Source organism: Variovorax sp. 278MFTsu5.1, from assembly GCF_048305045.1.
GTDB lineage: Bacteria > Pseudomonadota > Gammaproteobacteria > Burkholderiales > Burkholderiaceae_C > Variovorax > Variovorax guangxiensis.
The window spans coordinates 4,751,595-4,767,158 of the sequence record NZ_CP157622.1; the positions used below are offsets into that span (position 1 = coordinate 4,751,595).

A 15,564-nucleotide genomic window follows, 5' to 3' on the forward strand; every position below is an offset into this window, starting at 1 on the left:
GTGTTGGATGCGGGCGGGCAGGCGCCCCTCAGGCGGCCAGGCCGTGCGATGTGCGTGCCCGGTCTTCCTCGATGCGTCCGGCCTTCATGGTGATCACGCGGTCGGCCAGGTGGAAGTAGCGGTCGTCATGCGAGATCACCACCAGCAGGTGACCTCGGGCACGCAACTCGGGAAGCAGTTCGGTGTAGAAGAGATGGCGGAAGGTCGGATCCTGGTCTGCGGCCCATTCGTCGAACACCAGCACCGGTCGGCCCTCGAGGTAGGCATGCACCAGCGCCAGGCGCTTGCGCTGACCTGTCGACAGGTCGACCGTGCTGAACGAGCCGTCCCTGATGCTCACCTTGTGGGCGATCTCCAGGCGCTGCAGGTAAGGCATCGCGGCTTGCGGCAATGCGTGCGTGCCCTCCTCGCCTTTCTTGTTCGCGACGAGGTTCTCGAACAGGTAGAAGTCGGAGAACACCGTGGTGAACAGCTGCCGGTAGTCATCGCGAAGTTCGGGCGTGACGATGACGCCGTCGCGCAGCATCTCGCCATGCTGCGGCGCGTACAGGCCCAACAGTAGCTTGATGAGCGTCGTCTTGCCAGAGCCGTTGTCGCCCACCACGAACACCATCTCGCCGCGGCGCAGTTGCAGGTCGATGGGCCCGAGCACGAAGGGCTCGCCACCGTCGGGCGCCTCGAAGGCGTAGCGCACGCCCTGCATGCCGATGCCATCGGACAGCGTCTGCGGGCCGCCCGCGCGCTCCAGGTGCAGGTGGGGCTCGGGGCTGGCAAAACGCGCCGAGAGGTCGGCAATGCGCAGGAAAGCCACCTTGGCACGCGCCATGTGAGGCAGAGTCCCGGCAATCTGGTCGATGGGACCGCGCAGGAACAGCAGCACCAGCACGAAGCCGCTCAGCACCGCGGGCTCGGTGGTGCGGAATGCGGCCCAACCAAGGATCAGCGCGATCAACAGGAAGAACAGTGCCGAACCGAAAGACGTGGCCATCACGAAGGTGTTGATGGCGCGGCTGTTCACGGTACGGATGGTGTCGACGATGCGTTCGATCTGCCCGTCGAACATGCCGACCCGGCGCTCGCGGTGCATGCGCAACTCCTTTGCGCCCTCGCTGATGGCCCGGTAGGCCTTGTGCAGCTGGTCTTCATGCTCGCGTGCCTTCCAGAAGCCGATGTTGGCGCGGTTCTGCGCCACCATCTGGAAGGAGGCACCGATGATGAGCGCCACCAGCAACAGGCAGAACAGCGGCAGCGAAAGCCAGGCCAGGTAGGCCAAGCAGCCTAGCGCGACAGCCACCGCGATGAGCGTGGTCGACAACGCGAATGCAGCGTCGCTGATCATGTCCACGTCTTGCGACAGCACCGGCATGAGCCGATGCGTGCGGTAGCGCTCCAGGGCATCGATGGGGGCCGAAAGAATCTTCTGCGCCAGGCTCTTGCGCACCTGGGCCACCAGCTTCTGGCCTACGAAGTTGGTCGACACGTCGGAAGCCATGCGCCCGAACAGCGCGATCAGGCACAGCGCAACGAAGGTCAGCAGCAGTCCGCCGGCCATGCTGCCCTGCTGGTTGAGTACCTGGTTGATGGTGCGCAACAGCGCGACGGTCGCCACGCCCGCACCGACGCCCGTGACCATGGACAGCACGATCCAGGGAAGAAAGGGTTTCAGCAGGCGCGCGACTTCCGCGCCATTGCCGCTACCGCTGCCACTTGGAGATGTCATGCAAGGAATCTTTCCGCCCGTCCGGGCGATTGCGTTCACGCGGTGCGACACCGCTCCCTGCATAGACGACGGGGCCCTGCCGATGTTCATGGCGAGGCCCGAGCAGGCGCTCCGATGCGTGCCCGGTGAACATGCGGACCGCTCGCGCGTCTCGATGGCATGCACCCCGAGCGACGCCTGGCTGCGCTCTTGCGAGCCGGCCCATGATCCCGCTGCTGGCGCCGATTTTCCGGGGCGAACTGGCACCGCTCGGCGAAGGGCTCCAGTGCGCGCACACCCCTCCCGCCAGCGCCGTGCGCCTGGCAGACCTGCTGCAGCCCGGCTCGCGCCTCGGCGAGATGCTGCACCGGCACGCGCGGTTCCGGGGCGACGCCGATGCCGACCCGCGGGCCGTCGCTTCCGTATGGAGCCTCCGGTACCTCGACGTGCTGCTGCCGCCCGTGGTGGCGGGGGCAAGCGTGCTGCAGCATGTGTTTCCAGTGTCGGCCGAACAGGTCTGGGTGCGGTTCGACGGCAACGGCGACGCGGTCGGCTTCCACCTCATCGAGATCGGTGAGCCACGGCACGGCGCAACAACATCGCAGCGCTATGCGCCATTGCTGTGGCATCACCTCGCACCGCTTTTTGCCGAACTAACACGGCTCACGCGCCTGGCCCCAAAGATCCTCTGGGGCAATCTGGCGCGCCGCCTCGAACCCATCCTCGAACACGGCCTGCTGCTGACCGGCGGCTCGGCCACCGTCGCGCAAGACCAGGCCCACCTGCTGCATGCCACCGCCTGGCCGGATGCGCCCGGCGGCATCAACCCGCTGCACGGGCGCCGGCGCGAAGTACCTCGGCAACACGAGGGGCGCACCGTCGCGATGAAGCTGCATCGGCAATGCTGCCTGTACCACCTGCTGCCGGGCGAGGACTATTGCGGCGCCTGCCCGCTGGCGCCACTGCATCGCCAAGGCAACAGCCGAGGTGACGACGGCAACGGTGAAGACGAGGACGCCGCCGATGTCGGCAAGGCCAGCGGCGGGTGAACAGATTGCCGGGTAGTTCGTCTCCCTCTGAGACCCGAACCATCCAACCCACGCCAACACCACCGCACTTCCATGCCCAAAGCCAAGCTTGTCTACGTCCTCTCGCTGAGAAATGCCGCCGCCGACAAGGCGGGCCAGAACATCGACTACAAGGGAGAACCGCGCTACATGAAGTCGCCGCTCGAGTACCTCGCCGAGGCACTCGACACCACGCCGCTGGGCGACGCGTACTCGCTCGAAGGCATCGTCTACGACGACGACCCTCAATCGCCACGCGACCAGGCGGCGCTGGCCGACTACGGCTTTGCATGGCACCCCGAGCGCAAGTGGATCTTTCCCGGCGAACTGCGCGCGCAAGGCCGGCTGCTGAAGGACATGCTGCACTCGGTGCCCTCGTCGTACCGGCGCCTGCCGATGGATTCGGCCGGGCGCGCGGCGGGCAAGAGCGCGTTCGAACGCGCGCTGCTCGACAAGCTGCTCACGTTGCGCGCCGACGCGGTGCTGCTCGACGGACTGCTGGTCATCCTCAACGAATTGGTGCGGCCCGGTGCCCGCTTCCACCGCAGGATCGTCAACATCCACCCGGGCATCACGCGCCTCGAGTCGCCGTTCCAGCGCCGCGGCGCCTACGCCACGCTCGATGCCCTGCACGGCGCGCGGGGCGAGAAGGTGGTCGACTGGCGGAACATGGTCAAAGTGGCCACGAAACCAGTCGTCAAAACCGGCGCGTCGCTGCACTACGTCGACAACGGCATCGACTCGGGCGAAGTCATCTTCGACGTGCTCGGCACCGACATCGGGCCGGACGATTCGATTCTTGAACTGCGCTGGAACAACTTCAACCGCAGCCTCTTCCCCGCCATGCACCAGGGCCTGGCCCTGCTGGCCCCTCACCTCTGAGCACAACGGTCCCGTTGCCGCCCTGCAACAAAATGCTTCATTTATTCAGCGAATAAGAACCATTCTCATTAAAATGAAAGCGGATCAGCAACCAATCCTTGGGAGATATTCCTTCATGCGTCCTCTTTCTTTGCCGCGGCAACGCCTGCTCAGTTCATCGCTCGCGACAGCCTTCGGCACCGCCGCCGCCTTCTGGAGCCTTGCGGCACCAGCCCAGACCGCCCGCACGCCGGAAGCTGCGGCCGCAGCCAACACGCTGCCGGTGGTCACGGTGAGCGGCGAACAGCCCGAAACCGCCACCGGCCCGGTCCAGGGCTATGTGGCGCGGCGCAGCGCCACGGCAACGAAGACAGACACGCCGCTGGTCGAAACGCCCCAGTCCATCTCCGTGATCGGGCGCGAGGAACTCGAGGCGCGCGGTGCGCAGAACATCATGGAAGCGGTGCGCTACACGCCGGGCGTGACCGTCAGCAACTGGGGCTATGACCCGCGCGGCGTCGACTGGCTGCTGATCCGCGGCTTCGACGCGACGGCGGGCAACGCCATGTACCGCGACGGGCTCGTACTGCCAGCCTATTCGCTGACCGAGCCCTACGGCGTCGAGCGCGTCGAAGTACTGCGCGGCCCCTCATCCGTGACCTTCGGCCAGGGCGACGCCGGCGGCATCGTCAACCGGGTGAGCAAGATGCCGAGCAATACGCCGGTCCGCGAAATCGAAGTCCAGTACGGCAGCTTCCAGCGCAAGCAGGTGGCGGTCGACCTGGGCGGCGCCATCAGCGACACGCTGAGCTACCGCCTGGTGGGCGTCGAACTCGACAGCAACTCGCAGCAGCGCTACGCGAATGGCGCACCGGTGGAAGCGAAACGCCACTACCTGGCGCCCTCCCTTCGCTGGCAACCCTCGGCCTCCACGTCGTTCACGCTGCTCGGAGAATTCCTCGACAGCAAGGCAGGCGACGACATCTTCTACGTGACCGACCTGCAAGGCCGCAACACCGGCATCCTGCAGGGCGAGCCGAAGTACAGCCGCATCAAGCAGCGGCAGGCCTCAGTCGGCTACCTCTTCGAACACCACATCAACGACGACTGGACTGTGCGCCAGAACATGCGCTATTTCGGTTTCGACACCGACAAGCACCACATGGTCACGACGCTCCAGCCGGACAACTACACGCTTTCGCGCACGGCCCGCTTTGCACCGGAGCGCGTCAACCAATGGACCTCCGACGCACAGCTGCAGGGCCGCGTGCGCTCGGGCATCGTCGAGCAGACACTGCTGTTCGGCGTCGACTGGACCCGTTCGCGCTACACGGCCAAGCAGTTCTCAGGCCCTGCGCCGAGCCTCGACCTGCGCTTCCCCGTCAACGGCCTGCCGGTGGCTGAGCCCTACAACCCCGACTCCAACTCCACGCAGACCAGCGAGCAGATCGGCGTCTATGCGCAAGACCAGATCAAGATCGACAACCGCTGGGTCATCACGCTGAGCGGCCGCCAGGACCATGTCAAGTCGCGCAGCTTCAACCGCCTGGACAGCAGCCGCACAGCGCAGACCGACGACAAGTTCAGCGGCCGCGCGGGCCTGAGCTACCTGATCGGCAACGGCCTGGCGCCGTACATCAGCTATGCGGAGTCGTTCGTGCCGAACAGCGGCGTCGATGCCAACAGCCAGCCCTTCCAGCCGAGCCGCGGCAAGCAGGTCGAAGCCGGCCTCAAGTACCAGCCCGAAGGCTCGCGCACCATGCTCACGGCGGCTGTGTTCGATCTGCGCAAATCGAACGTCGTCACCTACGACCAGAGCACGTTCGAGGCCCGCCAGATCGGTCGCATCCGTTCACGCGGCCTCGAGCTCGAAGCCAAGGCCGAGTTGGCGCGCAACCTGAATCTCACGGCCGCCTACACCTTTCTCGACATGAAGGTGCTGGCCAGCGCCAACACGAGCGAAATCGGCAATATGCCGATCCAGGTGCCGAAGCACTCGGCCTCGGTGTGGCTCGACTACACCATGAACAACGGCTTCGGCTTCGGCGGCGGCGTGCGCTATATCGGCAAGCGCTGGAACGACGTGACCAACACGTCGTCGGAAGGCGGCGTTGCGCTGCTCGACGCCACGGTGCACTACAAGACCGGCCCATGGCGCTTTGCGCTGACCGCGACCAACCTGGCCAACCGCAAGTACACCGCTTCGCGCGCGTACAACAACTACTACGCCGGCAACGAGCGGACGCTGGTCGCCACCGCCAAGTACCAGTTCTGATCTCGCCGGATCCGACTTCAGCTTCTCCGGCGTCGGAGTAAAGGAAAAGCGCCCGTTGCCATCTCGACAACGGGCGCTTTTTCATCCGCGCCCCGGCGTTCAGGCGTGAAGCGCCGCTACCAGCTCTCCCATCGCGGGATGCTCGAACACGTCGGCCAGCCGCATCTTCCGCACAGGAAGCGCCGTCCGCGCCGCATGCTCGTTCCATTGCAGCACGAGCCGCGCAGCGAGCAGTGAATCGCCACCCAGTTCGAAGAAGTTCACTTCGCGCGGCAACGACGCGGCGATACCCCCTTGGCCAGCCGCCGCGAGCAGGCCTTGCCAAAGCTCACGCATCGACGCCAGCGGCTCGGCGGCTTCCACGTTCACGGAAGCAGCGGAGTCGGCAACCAAATTGGCGATGCCGGGCACAGGAGACTTCAAAACCTCGACGCGGGGCGAAGGCAACGCTGCCTGCAGCGATGCCACCGTGCCGCCCACACCTTGCAGCAGCGCCTCGACGGCGTCACGCATCCGTCCGGCCAGCGCAACCATGCCGTCGGCGTCGAACACATCGCGCGCGTACTCCAGCGTCAGCAGCAGTTCGTCGCCCTTGGTCTCGACGATCAGCAGCAGCGGCACGCCAAGGATCCCGCGGTCCGACGAGGCACGGATGCCCAGCCTGGCGCCCGCGCCGCGCGCCACCGCTTCGTCGACAGGGTAGTTCTCGAAGATCACCAGCGTGTCGTACAGCGGCTGCCCCGGCTGGCCAAGCCAGCCCTGAATGGCTGGCAGCGACGCATGCTCGCGCTGGCGCAGCGCGAGGTTGGCCGACACGATCTGCCTCAGCCACGCGCCCACGCCCAGTGCAGGCTCCGGGCGGAGCATCAGCGGCAGGCTGTTCATGCACAGGCCCACCACGTCGTCGATGCCGCGCATCTCCAGCGAACGGCCGGACATGGTCACGCCGAAGCAGGCTTGCGCGCGCCCCGTGCACTGCATCAGCAGCAGGCTCCAGGCGGCCTGCATCACGGTGTTCATGGTCACCTGCTCGGCCTGGGCCATCGCACGCAACGCCCGCACGGTGTCCGCGCCGAGCCGTGTCTTGGTGCTGCTGCATCCGTGCCGCGACCACCGCTGCATAGGGACATCAGACAGAAGCGTCGGTGCGCGGCCGATGTCCTCGTAGCGGCCACGCCAGTAGGCGGCCTCGGCGGGGCCAGCATCGCGGGCGGCACGCACGGCGCCGACGAAATCCGCATAGGGCTGCAGCGGCGACGAAACGCGCTCGCCCGCATAGAACGCGAACAACTCGCCGGTGACGCGGGAGCCGCTCCAGCCGTCGAACAGGGCGTGATGCCACGTCCACGCCAGGCGCCAGGCCTGCTCGTCCACCCGAACCACAGTCCAGCGCGCCAGCGGCGGACACGCCATGTCGAAGCCGCGTACGCGCTCCTTCTCGCACAGCGCTTCCCACGCAGCCTCCAGGCTGGCTTCGTCGGCATGGCGGCCGCGCCAGTCGAGCGATTCGATGGCCGCTTCCGCCTGCCGGAGCACCACCTGAACCGGCTCGTGGTCGGGCAGCCAATGAAAGCCCGTCCGGAGCACGGCATGCCGCGCCACCGTGGCCTGCCAGGCCACGCGCAGCCTCGCAAGATCGAGGTCCTGCATCTGCACCAGCGTCTGGACCACATTCACCTCGGTGGCCGGTGCAATCGTGCATTCGACAAGCATGCCCTGCTGACCCGAGGTGAGCGGATAGACGTTCTCGATCTCCGATGCGGCGACGGGCAGCCGCGACACCAGCGCATCCAGCGTGGGCATCGGCATTGACGCCACCAGCGGAAAGTCGCTGGGCGTCACGCCTTGCGCCCCGGCAAGGCCGCCGGTGCAGTGCGCGACGAGCGCCTGCAATTCCCGCTTGAACGCCTCGACCCATTTGCGAACGCTGGCCGCGTCATGGCGTGCCTTGCTGTACATCACGCGCAGGGCCAGTTCGCCGGCATACACCTGCCCGTTGACCAGGAACTCGTGGCCGAGCGGTGCGCCCTCGTTCACCGTCACGCCCATGCCCTCGGCGGCCGGAGCCCAAAGGGCCTGCTCGTCGAACCCGCCGTCGAACTGTCCCAGGTAGTTGAAGACCACCTGCGCCTTGGGCAGCGCCGCCATGCGCGATGCGTCTCGCTGGCGCAGCAGGCCGAAACCCAGTCCCTTGCCCGGAATGCCGCGCAGGCTCTCCTTCACACGCTTGAGCGCTTCACCCGGTTCTCCCAGCGGCGCCAGGACCACGGGGTACGCGCTGGTGAACCAACCCACCGTGCGCGTCAGGTCGATGCCTTCGAACAGGTCTTCGCGCCCATGCCCTTCCAGATCGATGAGAACGCGAGGCTGCCCGCTCCACGCGCACAGCGCGCGGCCGAGCGCCGTCAGCAGGATGTCGTTGACCTGCGTGCGGTACGCGGCGGGCGCCTCCCTCAGCAGGGCGTCGGTCGTGGCGCGGTCCAGCCGCATCTCGACTTCGGCCTGCTCGGCCACGGTGGCCGCACCGTGCGGGCGGTCGCAAGGCAGCTGCGAGGGAACTTCCGCCAGCGCCTGCCAATGCGCCAGCTCGGTGGCGTCGGAACCCAGCTGCGATACATGCCTCTGCAGCGCAAGCGCCCAGTCCTTGTAGCTGCTCGTCTTCTCGGGAAGCACGATGGCAAGGCCCTGTGCAGCGGCTTCGTACGCGGCGCCGAGGTCCTCGAGCAGGATGCGCCACGACACGCCGTCGATCGCCAGGTGATTGATGGCCAGCAACAGCCGCTGGCTGCCGTCCTCGACTTCGATTGCCAGTGCGCGCACGAGCGCGCCGCGCTCGATATCCAGGCTGCGCTGGGCCTCGTCGCACAGCGCCTCGACATGAGCGGCGTCCCTTGCCTTGCGCACCCAAAGCAGTTCCTGCAACTGGTTCGCCGCGATGTCTTCGTACCGCTGGGTCCACTCGCCGCCGGTGCCCAGCGTGAAGCGCAGCCTGAAGACATCGTGGTGCGCGACCACGGCCTCCAACGCCCGACGCAGCACCGGCAGATCGATCCTGCGGCGAGGCTGCAGCAGGATGGCCTGGTTCCAGTGACTGGGCACGGGCAGGCCCTTGCCCAGGAAGTCGGCCTGGATCGGCAGCAGCGGCACCTCGCCATCGAGCTGGCTGACCGGGCGGAGCGGCGCATCCTGCAGCGCTTCCGCCACCGCCGCGAGCTGGGCCACGGTCTGCCGCTCGAACAGCTGCCTCGGGGTGATGCGCCAGCCCGCCTTGCGCATGCGCACCACGATCTGCAGGCTGAGGATGGAGTCACCGCCCAGTTCGAAGAAATTGTCGTTGCGGCCCACGCGCGCCACGCCCAGCACTTCGCTCCAGCAGCGCGCCAACGCCGCTTCGACGTCGCCTTCGGGCGCCTCGTAGGCATCTGCCGCGCCCGCGAGCTCCGGCTCGGGGAGCGCCTTGCGGTCGATCTTGCCGTTGGCATTCAGCGGCAGCTTCTCCATCACCACGATGGCGCCGGGCACCATGTAGTCGGGCAGCGCCCGGCCCAGCGCAGCCCTGAGCTGCGCGACGTCGATGGCATCGCCGCCGCCGACGTAGCCCACGAGCCGCGTGCCGCCCTCCCCTTGCCGCGCCACGACCACGGTCTCGCGGACGCCGGGCTGGGCCAGCAACTGGGCCTCGACCTCGCCCAGTTCGATCCGCAGGCCGCGGATCTTCACCTGGTGATCAATGCGGCCCAGGTACTCGATCTGTCCTTCCGCGCTCCAGCGCACGAGGTCGCCGGTACGGTACAGGCGACCGCCCTGCGGGTCGAACGGATCCGCCACGAAGCGCTCGGCCGTCAGGCCCGGCCGGTTCAGGTAGCCACGCGCCAGGCTGATGCCGCCCAGGTACAGCTCGCCGGCCACGCCCTGCGGCACCAGGTTCAGCCCGGCGTCCAGCACGTAGGCCTGTGTCTGGGAGATCGGCCGGCCGATCGGCACCTGGTTCTGCCCGTCGTTGCGGCAGGTCCACTGCGTGACGTGGATGGTCGTCTCGGTCGGGCCGTACAGGTTCTGCAGGCTCGCGCCGTGCAGCCGCTCCAGCGCCTCTTTCTGGGTGGCCGCGGGCATGGCCTCGCCCCCGCAGATGATGTGGCGCAGCCGCGTGCTGGCCTCGATGCCGTCGTGCGCCAGAAAGGCCTGCAGCATCGAAGGCACGAAGTTCAGCGTCGTGACCTGGTGGCGCTGGATCAGCTCCACCAGCCGGGCCGGGTCGCGGTGATCGTCCGGCATGGCGACCACCAGCCGCGCGCCCGTGGTGAGCGGCCAGAACATCTCCCACACGGACACATCGAAGCCGAACGGCGCCTTGTGCAGCACCGTGTCGGCCTGCGTGAGGTGGTAGGTATCCTGCATCCAGCGCATGCAGCTGAACAGTGCACCATGGCGCACCGCCGCGCCCTTGGGCTTGCCGGTCGAGCCCGAGGTGTAGATCACATACGCCAGGTTCTCGCCATGCAGCGGTACGCGCGGGTCGTGCCCGGGCTCGCCGCCGACGTCGAGCGTGTCGATCTCCAGCACCGTCAAGCCCTCGGTGCCGGGCGCGCGCGCGCGAATGCGGCCTTGCGTCAGCAGCAGCGCGACGCCGCTGTCCTCGAGCATGTAGGCCAGCCGCTGCTGCGGGTACTCCGGGTCCAGCGGCACGTAGGCGGCGCCCGCCTTCAGGATCGCGAGCAGCCCGACCATCATCTCGACCGAGCGCTCCACGGCGATCCCGACCTTGGTCTCGGGCCGCACACCCAGCGCGATCAACCGGTGCGACAGCCTGTTGGCGCGCTCGTTCAGCGCGCCGTACCCCAGCACCTGCTCGCCGAAGAGCAGCGCCACGGCATCGGGCTGGGTCCGTGCACGACGCTCGAAGGCACCGATGACAGTCTGCGCATTGCCAGCCGCGCCCGCCTCTTCCAGCGCGCCGGCGGGGTTCACGCCCCATTGCTGCAGCAGCGCTTTCTCATCCCCGGTCATCACGTCGAGCTCGGACATGCGCTGCGACGGGCGCACCGCCAGCGCCGTCACCAACGCACGCACGGCCTCCTGCATGAAGCCGCAGACGCGCCGCGCCCCGACCGTGGCCGTCACCTGCGCGCCGATGTCGAATCCCTCGCCCATGTCGTCCACCGACATCGCCAGCGGGTAGTTGCTGCGTTCGCGGCTGCCGACCATCTCGACACCGGCCCATGCGTCCGACGGTTCGCTTCGGCTCTGCGTTGCATGGCGGCAGTTGAGCAGCGCGGTGAATAACGGCGCGCCGCCGGCGAGCCCGCTGCAGCGCTGCGCCAGCGCGAGGCTGGCATGCTCGTGATGCAGAAGCCCGCTGAGCGCCGCATGCGTCTGCCGCAGGCACTCCTCGACGGTCTGGTCACCCAGCCGCACGCGCAGCGGCAGCGTGTTGATGAACAGCCCCAGCGCCCGCTCACCGCCCTGCATGCGGCCGAACAGCACGGTGCCGAACACGACGTCATCCCGGCCCGTGGTTCTTGCCACCACCAGTGCCCACGCCAGATGAAACAGCGTTGCGGCGCTGACGCCGTGGCGCTGCGCCTGCTGCCTCACCTGCAAGGCAAGCGCCGGTTCCAGCGGCTGCCGCAGGCTTTCGGCCAGCGAGCCGTCGCCCTGCACGTCGAGCAGGCCGAACGGCGCTGTGGTCTCTTCCACGTCACCCAGCAGCCTTGCAAAAAAGGCTTCGTGCTCGGCCCGGCTCATGCCCAGCCTGGCCTGCGCCACGAAGCGGCGGAACGGCACCGGCGCCGGCAGCTCGTTGCGCCGGCCCTGCTGGATCAGCGCGATCTCTTCAACCACCAGCTTCAGCGTGGTGTTGTCGTCCACCAGGTGGTGGTTGAGCAACTGCAGGAGCCAGCGCTGCCCCACGGTGTCGTGCACGGCAACGGCATGGATCATCGGCGCCTGCCTCACGTCGATGCGGTAGCGGCCAGGGGCTGCGTGAAACGCCAGCCGCTGCGCGGCATCCAGCGATGCCGGAGCACCTTCGGGCGGCACCATCTCGTCGAGCCACCGCAGCTGTATCCACGCCTGCCGGCATACGACCTGCACAGGTTCAGCCAGCTCTTCCCACAGCACGGCGGTCCGCAGGATGTCGTGGCGGGCAATCACTTCGTTGAAGTTCTCCACGAACTGCTCCAGCCGCTCGCGGCTGTCGAAGCCCAGCACACTCGACGTGACATACGCATCGCCTTCGGTCTGCAGCAGGTGGTGAAAGAGCATCCCTTCCTGCAACGGCACCAGTGGATAGATGTCCTGGATGTTGGCCGCGCCACCGGGCACCGACGCTTCGATGCGCCGCAGCTGAGCGGCATCGAGCGCCATGAGCGTGACCATCTCGGGCCGGAGGACTTCGCAGCCTTCGGGAATGCCATTGGGCGGCACGACCACTTCGCGCCGGGCCTGCAGTTGCTCCTGTTCCACGGCCTGCGCGAAGCGCGCGAACTGCGGCCACTGGAACAAGGTGCGGACCTGCACCGTCCAGCCTCGCTCGCGGATGCGCTCGAGCAGCCCGAGCGCCATCAACGAATGGCCGCCCAGCTCGAAGAAGTTGTCGTTGCGCCCCACCCGCTCCACGCCGAGCACCTGCGCCCAGATGGCCGACAGGGCCTCCTCGAACATACCCTGCGGAGCCTCGTACGCGGCGCTCGCCACGACTTCCGGCGCTGGCAGCGCCTTGCGGTCGACCTTGCCGTTGGCATTCAACGGCAGCGCCTGCAGCTCGACGATGACGCCGGGCACCATGTACTCCGGCAACTGCAGTGCCAGCCGTTCGCGCAGGCCCGCGACCTCCAGCGCCTGCCCGGGCTTCGCCGACACGTAGCCGGCCAGCCAGGCGCCGCCGGGGCCGTCCTTTGCCACCACGATCGCCTCGCCCACTTCCGGCTGGGCCAGCAGCTGCGCCTCGATCTCTCCCAGCTCGATGCGGAACCCGCGCACCTTCACCTGGTGGTCGATGCGCCCCTGGTACTCCAGCTGGCCCTTGCCGTTCCATCGCGCCAGGTCGCCGGTGCGGTAAAGGCGGCCGCCGCGCACGTCGAACGGGTCCGCAACGAATCGCTCGGAGGTGAGCGCCGCGCGCCCCAGGTAGCCACGCGCGAGCCCTTCGCCCGCAACGTACAGCTCGCCCGGAACGCCGATCGGCGCGGCGTTAAGTTCGCCGTCCAGCACCCGCAAGCCGAGGTCCGGAATCGGCACGCCGATGGGACTGCGCCCGCCATCGAGGTCGCTTCGCGTGATGGGGCGGTACGTGACGTGAACCGTCGTCTCGGTGATGCCGTACATGTTGACCAGCCTGGGCGCTTCGTCGCCGAAACGGTCCATCCACGACCTCAGCGTCTCGGGCTCCAGCGCCTCGCCGCCGAAGATCACGCAGCGCAACGCCAGGCCGCCCTCGGCCAGCGCGGGCAGGCGCGTGAGCTGTCCGAACGCCGAAGGGGTCTGGTTGAGCACCGTCACGCGCTCCGCGCGCAGCAGCGACAGGAAGTCTTCCGGCGAACGGCTGACCCAGAACGGAACCACCACCAGCTTGCCGCCGGTGCACAGCGCACCGAAGATCTCCCACACCGAGAAATCGAAGGCATAGGAATGGAACATCGTCCACACGTCGCCGGGCCCGAAGCCGAACCATCCATCGGTGGTGGCGAGCAGGCGCGTCACGTTGCGATGACTCAGTTGCGCGCCCTTGGGCCGGCCGGTCGACCCCGAGGTGTAGATCACATAGGCCAGGCTCCCGGGCGCGACGGCTACACCGGGGTCGTGGGCAGGTTCGCCCGAGAGGTCCAGCATGTCCAGCGTCAGTACCCGCAGGGTCTCGCTCACGGGAATTCTTTCCTGCACGAAGCTCTGCGTGAGCAGCAGCGCGATGCCGCTGTCCTCGACCATGTAGGCCAGGCGGTCGCGCGGATAGTCGGGGTCGAGCGGCACGTAGGCGCCGCCAGCCTTCAGGATCGCAAGCAACCCGACCACCATCTCGGCCGAACGCTCCACGGCGATGCCGACGCGCGTCTCGGGCTTCACGCCGCAGCGGACCAGGTGATGCGCCAGGCGGTTGGCGCGCGCATTCAACTCGGCATAGTCCAGCGTCCGCCCCTCGAAACCGAGCGCCGCGGCGCCGGGCCGCGCGGCGGCCTGGGCTTCGAACAGGCGATGGATGGGCTCGACGTGGTGGCGCTGGCGCGCGCCGCCCTCCCATTGCTTCAGGCGCTGCAGGTCCGAAGCATCCGACAGCGCGAAGTTGCCGCTCGGGCACTCGATGTCGGCCGCCATCTGCCGCAGCACCTCGACATAGGCACGCGACAGGCGTTCGATGGTTTCGTGGCCATAGAGCGCCGTGTTGTATTCGAGCCTCCCACCCACGCGGCCGCCCGCAATGGTCATGTCGAGCGACAACTCGAATTTCGCGCTGCGGTGCGGCGCCATCACGGGCTCGACGTCGAGCCCCTCGAACGTCGGCCCCTGGCTGCCGTCATCCATCTGAAGGCTGAACATGACCTGGAACAACGGGCTGCGGCCCGCTTCCCGGCGATCGTTCCGGCTCGCAAGCAAAACGTCGAACGGCAGGTCGGCATGGGCGAGCGCGGCAAGCACGTCGGCGCGCACCTGGCGGCAGACGTCCCGCAGCGGCATGCGCGGCGTCAGGCGCGCACGAAAGACCTGCGTCGTGACGAAGAACCCCATCAGGCCGTGCAGTTCCTCGCGATGCCGTCCCGCCGAAGGCACACCCACGGCAAAGTCGTACTGGCCGCTGTAGCGCGCCAGCAGCACCTGCCACGCGGCGAACAGCATCACGAACGGCGTGCTGCGCTCGGCGCGGCAGAGCTTCAGCAGCGCCTCGCAAAGCGGGCCGTCGAGATCGAAGTGCGTCACCGCGCCGTCGAAGCCCAGGCGCTCCGGGCGCGGGTGATCGGTCGGCAGGTCGAGCGCGGGCACCTCGGTGCCCAGGTGCGCATTCCAGTGGTCCAGGTCCCTCTGCATGCCGCCGCCGGCTTCGCGGGCGCGCTGCCACTGCGCATAGTCCGCGTACTGCAGCGGCAGTGACGGCAGCCGCACCGCGCCCGGCGCACGCAGCGCGGCACCGTAGGCCTCGGCCAGGTCGCCGGCCAGGATCGGATTCGACCAGGCATCGGAGGCGATGTGGTGCAGGCAGATCGCCAGCACGTGCTCCTGCTCGCCGAGCCGTACCAGCCGGGCCACGAGGGCGGGTGCCACGCCGAGATCGAAGACATGCGACACCGTGCGCCGCACGGCTTCGTCGAGCCTGGCTTCGCGCGACGCGGGCGCCTCGGCTCGCAGGTCCGTGCGCTCGATCCGGAAGGGCGCGTGGTCCTGCACCTGTTGTAGGGCCGCACCGTCGCGGCTGAAGAAGTGAGTGCGCAACACCGCATGGCGTTCGACCAGCGCCTGGAACGCGCGCTCCAGCGCGTCGTCGTCCAGCGGGCCCGTCAGGCGGAACACACGTGGAAGGTTGTAGGCCGTGAGCTGCGGCTCGAGGTTCTGCAGGAACCAGAGCTGCTGCTGCGCGAAGGACATCGGCACCGCCTCCCCGGCCTCCGTGCACGCGACGATCGCATCCGGATCGGTGCCGGCGGGCATCTTCTTCATCTCGTTCATCAAGCGGT

At 67.9% G+C, this 15,564-nt stretch carries 5 protein-coding genes; 3 read left to right on the forward strand and 2 right to left on the reverse strand.

All coding sequences use genetic code 11. From position 1 onward, the window contains the following. Window positions 1-28: 28 nt before the first annotated feature. Window positions 29-1,720, reverse strand: a complete 1,692-nt coding sequence (locus ABL844_RS22145; protein WP_418128928.1) for a cyclic peptide export ABC transporter — start codon at window positions 1,718-1,720, stop codon at window positions 29-31. Between the two features lie 203 nt (window positions 1,721-1,923). On the opposite strand from ABL844_RS22145, the gene fhuF reads away from it, so the two are divergent. The 3 genes from fhuF to ABL844_RS22160 all read left to right on the forward strand — a co-directional run bounded on the left by fhuF (window position 1,924) and on the right by ABL844_RS22160 (window position 5,902). Next, complete coding sequence (fhuF, locus tag ABL844_RS22150) at window positions 1,924-2,748, forward strand: siderophore-iron reductase FhuF (RefSeq protein WP_418128929.1); 825 nt, start codon at window positions 1,924-1,926, stop codon at window positions 2,746-2,748. Between the two features lie 72 nt (window positions 2,749-2,820). Then, window positions 2,821-3,648: a N(5)-hydroxyornithine transformylase PvdF gene (locus tag ABL844_RS22155; RefSeq protein WP_418128930.1), complete on the forward strand. Its 828-nt coding sequence runs from the start codon at window positions 2,821-2,823 to the stop codon at window positions 3,646-3,648. 115 nt (window positions 3,649-3,763) lie between these two features. Next, on the forward strand, window positions 3,764-5,902 hold the full coding sequence (locus ABL844_RS22160) for a TonB-dependent siderophore receptor (protein WP_418128931.1): 2,139 nt from the start codon (window positions 3,764-3,766) through the stop codon (window positions 5,900-5,902). 99 nt (window positions 5,903-6,001) lie between these two features. On the opposite strand, the gene ABL844_RS22165 is transcribed toward ABL844_RS22160, so the two are convergent. Next, window positions 6,002-15,556, reverse strand: coding sequence for an amino acid adenylation domain-containing protein (locus ABL844_RS22165; RefSeq protein WP_418128932.1), 9,555 nt, complete (start codon window positions 15,554-15,556; stop codon window positions 6,002-6,004). Window positions 15,557-15,564: the final 8 nt, after the last annotated feature.

Excerpts from the sequence above, each read along its gene's own strand:
- fhuF (WP_418128929.1), top strand. The coding sequence starts at position 1,924 with ATGATCCCGCTGCTGGCGCCGATTTTCCGGGGCGAACTGGCACCGCTC.
- ABL844_RS22165 (WP_418128932.1), bottom strand. The coding sequence starts at position 15,556 with ATGAACGAGATGAAGAAGATGCCCGCCGGCACCGATCCGGATGCGATC.
- ABL844_RS22160 (WP_418128931.1), top strand. The coding sequence starts at position 3,764 with ATGCGTCCTCTTTCTTTGCCGCGGCAACGCCTGCTCAGTTCATCGCTC.
- ABL844_RS22145 (WP_418128928.1), bottom strand. The coding sequence starts at position 1,720 with ATGACATCTCCAAGTGGCAGCGGTAGCGGCAATGGCGCGGAAGTCGCG.
- ABL844_RS22155 (WP_418128930.1), top strand. The coding sequence starts at position 2,821 with ATGCCCAAAGCCAAGCTTGTCTACGTCCTCTCGCTGAGAAATGCCGCC.